This window comes from Peribacillus cavernae, from assembly GCF_003989135.1.
Taxonomy (GTDB): Bacteria; Bacillota; Bacilli; order Bacillales; family DSM-1321; genus Peribacillus; species Peribacillus cavernae.
The window spans coordinates 25,962-32,114 of the sequence record NZ_RYZZ01000032.1 but is presented as its reverse complement, the minus strand read 5'-3'; the positions used below and the strand labels follow the sequence as shown (position 1 = coordinate 32,114).

Below are 6,153 nucleotides of genomic sequence, written 5' to 3'. Positions count from 1 at the left end.
CCGTAGTGGGCTTTCTCGTTCGGTAAATCTGTAAAATCATTTCTATCTTGATAAAGCAGATTGATAAATACCTTCCTTCTCCAAAATGGAAAGTGCTATCTTGGCAGCAGCGCTTCCACCTTCCTGCTTTCCACCTTGAATATGAACGGCAAAGAAAAAAGTATTATCTGCAGTTTCTACATATCCCATAAACCAACCATCACTATTTCCCCCGTTTACAACCGCGGTTCCCGTTTTCCCAGATAACCGATTATTATTTGTTTTTTCTAAAAGTAAGGAGTCTTTCACGGTTTGAATATTAGATTGTTCAAAAGCGAATTCATTATCATAAAACTTTTTCAAAATATCTACCTGTTCAATTGGAGAAATTTTTAGAGAGGCATCCAGCCAATAATTCGTTATATTGCCTGATAAATCATGGTTTCCATAATTTATCTGTTCAAAGTAATTTCGCAATTTCTTTTTGCCCATCTGTTGATCAAGATTTTGAAAATACCATGTGGTGGAGTTTTCCATAGCAGTAAATAAATCTTGATCTTGATTCCATTCCTTATACGGATATTGGGTTCCATCCCAATTCATTTGGGAATTGTCCCTTGTAATAATCCCGGATTCTAGTGCAAACAATCCACTGAATATCTTATAAGTAGAAGCAGGCGGGAATCTGGTAGTGCTTTCTTCCTTATTGTACACAGTATATTTTTTTATTTTGGAATCATACAGTACAGCACTCCCTGAAAGTTCATCAAAAAAGCTGCTGTAATCTTTGTACACTGCATTGGTATGTGAAAAAGGATGTGTTTCTTTGTTCATAGCCACTACAGATGATATAGAAGGAACACTAATCAAAATGCTGGCAAGAATAATGATGAATACTACAGTACTTTTCATCTTTAGCAAAGGGGATTCTACTTGAAAATTTCCGATTGTAACAATACGCCTTTTTACTTGTTTGTATGAGCTGCTAATTTCCGAAACAGCTAATAAAGATGATGTTCGTTGCGAAAGAGAAGCAAATTTTAAAATAACCTCACCATACTTGAGATGTGATTCCTTATCTAGCGTTTTTAAAACTGCATAATCGCAAGAAATCTCCATCTCTGTTTTCATTTCCCTTAAGAAATACCATACGAGAGGGTTAAACCAATAAACCGTTCTGGACAGACACATGAAATAGTTTACTAGCATATCTCTGCGTTTACAATGGTACAACTCGTGAAGCAATATACATTTCATTTCTTCAGTAGAAAGCATTGAAATATCCTTTGGTATGACAATATATGGAGCGATAATCCCAAAGGTAATGGGTGACTTTATCAATGAGGAATATCCTAAAACAACCTTTTTATGAAAATGCATTGCCTCTTTACATGTATAAAAAAGCGTTGATAATTCTTTGTTTCCAACTACTTGGATGTTTTTTTTTATTTTGCGGATTCTTAGATTACTTAATATAGTAGCTATAAGTATAACAATCATTCCTACTATCCACACTATGAAAAAGACAGAATCCATCATTCTGAAAGACGATTGCTCAATTGACATAGAAAAGTCTTGTAGCCAATTTGAATTTTGAACAATGGTTTCTGTCGTTTTACCTGCTGAATGGATATCGGATAATTTTGAATTGCCTGCTCCCAAGTTTATGATCCAGTCAAAAAAAGAATTGGTTTTTAGAACATGAAAGGGGGTAAAAGGAGCAATCAATGTCAAAAGAGAAATCACACTGATATAATATTGGGTGTTTACGGTTATTTGGGCCTTAAATATTTTTTTTATGAATATGATGAGGCAAAAAATCACAGACAATAGGATATTACTGATTAAAAAAACAGTAATGAAAGAGCTGTCCATGTTATTCCTTCTTTCTGTTCTTGCGTTCTTCTAAAATTTGATACAACTCATTAATTTCATTATCCGACAGCTTATCTTTTTCCAAAAAGTTTAATACCATAGAATTAAGAGTACCATTATAAAAACGATTTAAAAAACTGCGACTCTCAACTTCTATATATTCAGATTCAGCTACATTTGGTGTATAAGCAAATACACGACCTTCCTTATAATGATTTAGTGCTCCTTTTTTTATTAGCCGTAACAACATTGTTTGAATTGTTTTAGGACTCCATTTACTTGTTTTGGATAACTTTTCAATAACCTCATTGGTATTTATATTAGGATACTTCCAGATGACTTTCATAATTTCTAATTCAGCTTCAGAAATTTGAGGTAATTTTTTCATATAACCATCCTTAAACTTACGATTGTAATAATTACATTATATTGTTCGGATTTTAAGAAGTCAATGAAGCAAAAGGATATAGACAAAACATTGTCCTTAAATACTACAACTGTAATATTTAGAATGGCATACTTCTCTTCACCTCTAAAACTTACAATTATAATATTTAAATTATATAGTTATCCCTTTAGGAATAAAAGTGTTGACTCCAAATCTTACATGTGTAATACTTTTAAAAACTACAACTGTAATATTTGAGTGGGTGATAAATGAAAAAATGCATATCAGGCTATGTGAGGAAGAAGGGTGGCATCATTCAAATAAAGAACGAGGAAGGCAAACAGAAGAGCATACTTCAAAGGTAAACAAGACCAGTCCGAATAATGGGTAAGATGATTAAATTAATAGAATGGGGCTTTGATTAAAATTAGTGAGGAGAATCGAATATGAGAAAACAAAAGAATTTTGTCTTTTTTTTAGCACTTATTGGTGCTGTTGTTCTATTAATTACAAGTGTGCAACCACCAAGTGAAGCGAACGCTGCCAAGGACAACCTGAATCTTAAGAAGCTCGAAGTCGATGAATTTTTTACGAACCGTGATGGAACATTCATATTACGTGATATGAAAAAAGAAAAAACATTCGTCTATAACAATGAACGTGCGAATCAACGATTTGCACCGCAATCGACTTTTAAAGTGCCTAATTCACTTATTGGGTTGCAGGTAGGAGCTGTAGAAGACGAATACGACATTAAATATTGGGATGGTGTTAAGCGAGAAATCGAGGTCTGGAACCAGGATCACACGCTTGGTTCTGCTATGAGGAACTCTGTCGTTTGGTATTATCAAGCTATGGCCCGTGACATCGGGGAAAATCGAATGAAAGAATGGGTTCAAAAAATTTCTTATGGTAATCAGGATATTAGTGGAGGAATTGATCAGTTTTGGTTAAGTAGTTCACTTAAAATTTCTCCAATAGAACAAGCAGATTTTATGGAATCATTGTATAAAGAGAATCTTCCATTTGATAAGGATGTAATGAAAACCGTTAAACGGATGATGATCCAGGAGGAAGAGGATAACTATACCCTTTATGGAAAAACAGGGCAAGGGTCAGGTATAGGCTGGTATGTCGGTTTTATAGAAACGGACAATCGGGCGTATAGTTTTGCTACAAATATTGCTGGAACAAGTACAGACGCTAAAAACATTACAATGGACATCTTAAAGAAATATAATTTAATGCCAGAGTACGGGCAGGGAACTTAATTATAAACATAATTTAAAAATATAAGTCTTCAAGAATTGGGCGCTTTCCTGTAGCAAGGAACAGCGCTTATTTTAATTTTAGGGCCAGATTGTGGAAGAAGCCTGTCATAAGATAATGATGAATATGTAATCTTTAAACACTTTCCCCAAAATAATCTTTGATGTATTACTACCAATAATCTCCCGCTTCAAACAACCCGTCAGGTGTAAAGCGGTGAGTAGTTTACAGAAAAGAAGCGTGGACAATGGGGCTTAAGAGGATTGGTATTGATAATCCGGACTTTGGATTTGAGCTGGCGGAACGATTTCCAGAGGAGCGCAGGAAGGTTCCCTTTGTTTACGAGGAATCCTTTACTACCTCGATAGGTTAAAAGGGGATTATCAGCTTTTGCTTATCACAAATGGTTCGCCAGACTTGCAAAAAACAAAACTTGAGATTACATCAGAACTGGTTCCTTATTTTGACCAGATTGTCATTTCAGGCGCTTTTGGAAGAGGGAAGCCGGATCCTTCGATTTTTGAACATGCTTTATCACTCATGTACTTAAAGAAGGATGAAGTGATCATGGTAGGAGATAACTTAATGACTGATATTCTTGGCGCGAATCGAGCGGGCATCCTATCGGTTTGGATTAACCGCCATAATAAAGTACGTGAAAAAGTGGTTTCAGCAAATGAAATTCATCATTTAGATGAGCTTTTTCCTATTTTGGAGGAGTTGAAGGATAAGTAGGAGGAAGAATTAAATAGTAAGCAAATAAATAGAGGAAATAGTAAAACTAGTTTAGAATAAATGTGTAATATCTATTAACCAAACGGTAGTTGATGTTTTCATAGATTAGGATTGAAAACGAATGTCGTTACATGGCGCTGTTTAGGATTAAACGGATTGAATCGTATCAAAAGTAAAGGCAAAATTTCTATTATATAACTCAGCCAAAAGAACTTATATGGCATAACCATTAAATAGAGGTTGAAAGTTGCGGAGAATTTGATACAATAAAATAAATAAAAAGACTATGTGTAACTGGCGAAACGCGGATAACCGTGAGGGAGCACATAGTGTCGTAGCCGTTCGCCTGGGCAGAGGTAAGGGAAGTATCCCTTACCTCTTTCTGCTTATTAGGAGATGATATTGTAGTCGATACTACTTTTAAAATTCATTATTTAGTCAATGCGAGATATTCATACAATTTGAATAGCAGCAAATTCCCTTGCTTAAATTCTTGTTCATTAATTCACGAATATGAAAACTATCATAATTAAAAGAGGAGATAACAACATGAGCACACTAATTTTGGACAAAGTGAAAACAATCAAAACCTTAAATAGCATTGCAGAAAGCGGGCTAAATGTATTCAACAACGATAACTTTACGATCGACAATGACAGTGAAAACCCTGATGCTATTGTTGTTCGCAGCTTTAACATGCATACAATGGAATTTGGCAATCATTTAAAAGCAATCGCACGGGCCGGGGCAGGTGTCAATAATATTCCGGTCGACAAGTGTACAGAGCAAGGAATTGTTGTTTTTAATACCCCTGGTGCGAACGCCAACGCTGTAAAAGAAATGGTACTAACCTCATTAATGGCTTCTTCCCGTAACCTTTTTGCGGGTCTGACCTGGACAAAGACATTAGAAGGTGAAGGCGAACAAATTCCAAAGCTTGTAGAAGCAGGAAAGAAACAATTTGTTGGAAAAGAAATTAAGGGAAAAACTCTGGGTGTCATCGGTTTAGGAGCGATCGGTGCGCTTGTAGCGAATGATGCGCTCGATTTAGACATGGATGTGATTGGGTTTGACCCGTTCATCTCTGTTGATACAGCTTGGAATTTATCCCGCAATGTACAGCGAGCTATGACAATTGAACAGTTGTTTGCTAACTCTGATTATATTACGGTACACGTTCCGTTAACCGATGACACAAGAGCAATGTTTAACCAAGCAACATTTAGTATCATGAAGCCGGGCGTTCATATCTTGAATTTCTCACGTGGCGAGCTTGTGAATGAAACGGATATGGAAGCTGCTCTTGAAAGCGGAAAAGTTGGCAGGTATATTACAGACTTCCCGAATGAAAAAGTGTTGAAAATGAAAAATACAGTTCCAATCCCACATCTTGGTGCCTCTACACAAGAATCAGAGGTAAACTGTGCCATAATGGCGGCTCGACAGGTAAAGGAATTCTTAGAAACAGGAAACATCAAAAACTCAGTGAATTTTCCAAACACTTCCCTTCCTTATACAGGAAAGCAACGTGTGGTAGCTTTTCACCGAAACGTCCCAAACATGGTGGGGCAGTTCACACAGGCTTTATCAAGCTATAATTTAAACATCGCTGACATGGTTAACAGAAGCCGAGGGGATTACGCATATACGATGATTGACATTGAAAATAAAGTAAACGGCGATATCATTCCTGATTTGAAGGAAAAAATCAAACAAATCGAAGGCATCGTGACAGCCCGTATTATTTAAACATTGAACAGGAAGAAAGCAGGGAAGATCTCCTTGATGACTTTCTTGTTAAAATGAATAATAAAAATTTCGCCGATAAAGGGGTTCGGTGAACCTTATCAAAAATAACGGTAAACTCTTATATTAGCTTCAGACAAGAAAGGGGCTACCCATAAGTC

Annotated in this window: 4 protein-coding genes, 1 pseudogene and 1 riboswitch; of the genes and pseudogenes, 3 read left to right on the top strand and 2 right to left on the bottom strand. The window is 36.0% G+C overall.

Going from position 1 to position 6,153, the window contains the following annotated elements:
• Window positions 1-42 precede the first annotated feature (42 nt).
• Together ELQ35_RS17960 and ELQ35_RS17955 are read right to left on the bottom strand one after the other, a co-directional pair.
• Window positions 43-1,854: a BlaR1 family beta-lactam sensor/signal transducer gene (locus ELQ35_RS17960; protein ID WP_126866584.1), complete on the bottom strand. Its 1,812-nt coding sequence runs from the start codon at window positions 1,852-1,854 to the stop codon at window positions 43-45.
• 1 nt (window position 1,855) lies between these two features.
• Window positions 1,856-2,242, bottom strand: a complete 387-nt coding sequence (locus tag ELQ35_RS17955) for a BlaI/MecI/CopY family transcriptional regulator (protein ID WP_126866583.1) — start codon at window positions 2,240-2,242, stop codon at window positions 1,856-1,858.
• Between the two features lie 446 nt (window positions 2,243-2,688).
• On the opposite strand from ELQ35_RS17955, the gene blaOXA reads away from it, so the two are divergent.
• The 3 genes and pseudogenes from blaOXA to ELQ35_RS17940 all read left to right on the top strand — a co-directional run bounded on the left by blaOXA (window position 2,689) and on the right by ELQ35_RS17940 (window position 5,995).
• Complete coding sequence (gene blaOXA, locus ELQ35_RS17950; RefSeq protein ID WP_126866582.1) at window positions 2,689-3,513, top strand: class D beta-lactamase; 825 nt, start codon at window positions 2,689-2,691, stop codon at window positions 3,511-3,513.
• 224 nt (window positions 3,514-3,737) lie between these two features.
• Window positions 3,738-4,246 (top strand): annotated as a pseudogene (locus ELQ35_RS17945) (HAD family hydrolase); the annotation flags it as partial.
• A gap of 280 nt (window positions 4,247-4,526) precedes the next feature.
• Window positions 4,527-4,605: riboswitch (ZMP/ZTP riboswitch) on the top strand.
• Window positions 4,606-4,795: 190 nt separating this feature from the next.
• Window positions 4,796-5,995 carry a phosphoglycerate dehydrogenase gene (locus ELQ35_RS17940; protein ID WP_126866581.1) on the top strand — a complete coding sequence of 400 codons (1,200 nt, stop codon included), beginning with the start codon at window positions 4,796-4,798 and terminating at the stop codon, window positions 5,993-5,995.
• Window positions 5,996-6,153: the final 158 nt, after the last annotated feature.

Excerpts from the sequence above, each read along its gene's own strand:
- ELQ35_RS17960 (WP_126866584.1), bottom strand. The coding sequence starts at position 1,854 with ATGGACAGCTCTTTCATTACTGTTTTTTTAATCAGTAATATCCTATTG.
- ELQ35_RS17955 (WP_126866583.1), bottom strand. The coding sequence starts at position 2,242 with ATGAAAAAATTACCTCAAATTTCTGAAGCTGAATTAGAAATTATGAAA.
- blaOXA (WP_126866582.1), top strand. The coding sequence starts at position 2,689 with ATGAGAAAACAAAAGAATTTTGTCTTTTTTTTAGCACTTATTGGTGCT.
- ELQ35_RS17940 (WP_126866581.1), top strand. The coding sequence starts at position 4,796 with ATGAGCACACTAATTTTGGACAAAGTGAAAACAATCAAAACCTTAAAT.